Below are 1,482 nucleotides of genomic sequence, written 5' to 3'. Positions count from 1 at the left end.
AAGCGCTTAATTCAGCTACACTGACCCAAGCAGCATAACTAACCCCCGACGTGTCCACTTTCTGGGGGCCAGGCCCAAAATCAACACAGCCCAAACAATGATGGGAGTTGCCGCGATGACCGCGGCCAAACGGATACGGCGGAAGAGGCGCCTACCAACACGCAGTGGTGTGCCAGCAGCCAGGAAAGCCACCGCAGCGGCAAGAATAAGCCCCGTCACCACCGTAAGCAGCCCAGCCAACGGCGTGAGAAGAACTCGAGGGTGTGTGGCGACCATCGTAAGGAACGTGGATGCGGCAAGGAATAAAATAATCGCACCGGCAACACCAGGGACAATCGTTAACGATGCTGCGGCAAAAGTAACCGCAATCGTCAACAACGATAGCTTCGCCAGAACCCTCCATGGTTGCGCCAGCTTTCGTGCTGCCAGCAGCAATGGAACACCCACGAAGACAGTCACAACAGCTGAAATCATCAACCCTAGGGCAAGCCGCTCCAACTTTTGGACCTTCATCCATGGAAACGCGCCAGCAATAACACTAGCGTCCAACAGTAGGTGGCGTACTCCGCGGGCGGTAGCGAGTGCGACCACAATGGCAGAAACGACGGTAGCGATACTGCTGAGGGCGAATTTTGGCCAGCGTTTGAGTCGTTGCCCAACCCACGTGAGCGTAACAAGTGCCGCGATAATGAACCGGTGATTTACACCCAGGGCGATGGCTACTGGGGTCAGTAGGCGAGCTCCGAGGATGGGGACTTTCCAGCCCATCCAGCGTGCCGCCGCAATAACACTCGAGCCGAGGATACCCACTAGGAGGGGGAGGATTGGGCGTAATAGAATCCCGATGATGCCTCTGGTGCGTGCCACGATGTGGGCGAGCCCGATGCCGAGTGCGGTGACGGTATCCACGCCGAATGCGTCCAGGAACGTCCATGGTAAGGCAATCGGGGTGATAATCTGGCGCACCTTATCGACAGGGTAGAGAGGAATGTAGATTAAGAGAATCAGTACGAAAAACAGCCAGGCGAGAATCGAAGCACCGCTTGTAGCCCACCAGAATGGTGCCGAAGCGGGACTAGCAGGACCACCGGTTAATATCCACGCGACCCATGCGACTGCAGCGATTAATACCAACGCCAGCAAGATAATCAGGTTGAATGCATCCACACTGTGGAACAGAATGTTCCAATTCAAGATGAACCTAAATATCGTCAGTGGGACAGCAACTCGATAAATAATGCCCCTAAACGGCAAAAACAGTGTCGGTAGCGTCAACAACACCACCGGAAACGCCAAGCCGGTAACCAGCCCAATAGCCGACGTACCCACCCTACGAAGCGGATACAACAAGCGTGTCGGAGCCGCAAACACTGGGATAAACACACCCGAAACCGCCGACCGGACAGCGGGCCCGAACCCCGGAAAGTGGACACGGGGATTTAATCAAGATGCGATAGTAAGTGTAGCTGATCCGGCGGCTTC

1 protein-coding gene is annotated in these 1,482 nt (G+C 55.6%); it reads right to left on the bottom strand.

From position 1 onward, the window contains the following. Positions 1–15: 15 nt before the first annotated feature. The gene (locus tag QP908_RS11710; RefSeq protein ID WP_284772361.1) at positions 16–1,296 is read right to left on the bottom strand and encodes a hypothetical protein; all 1,281 of its coding nucleotides are present in this window, start codon (positions 1,294–1,296) and stop codon (positions 16–18) included. Positions 1,297–1,482: the final 186 nt, after the last annotated feature.

It is taken from the genome of Corynebacterium sp. MSK204 (assembly GCF_030229885.1).
Classification (GTDB): Bacteria; Actinomycetota; Actinomycetes; order Mycobacteriales; family Mycobacteriaceae; genus Corynebacterium.
The sequence above is the reverse complement of the archived record's forward strand: the minus strand, read 5'-3'. Positions and strand labels throughout refer to the sequence as shown.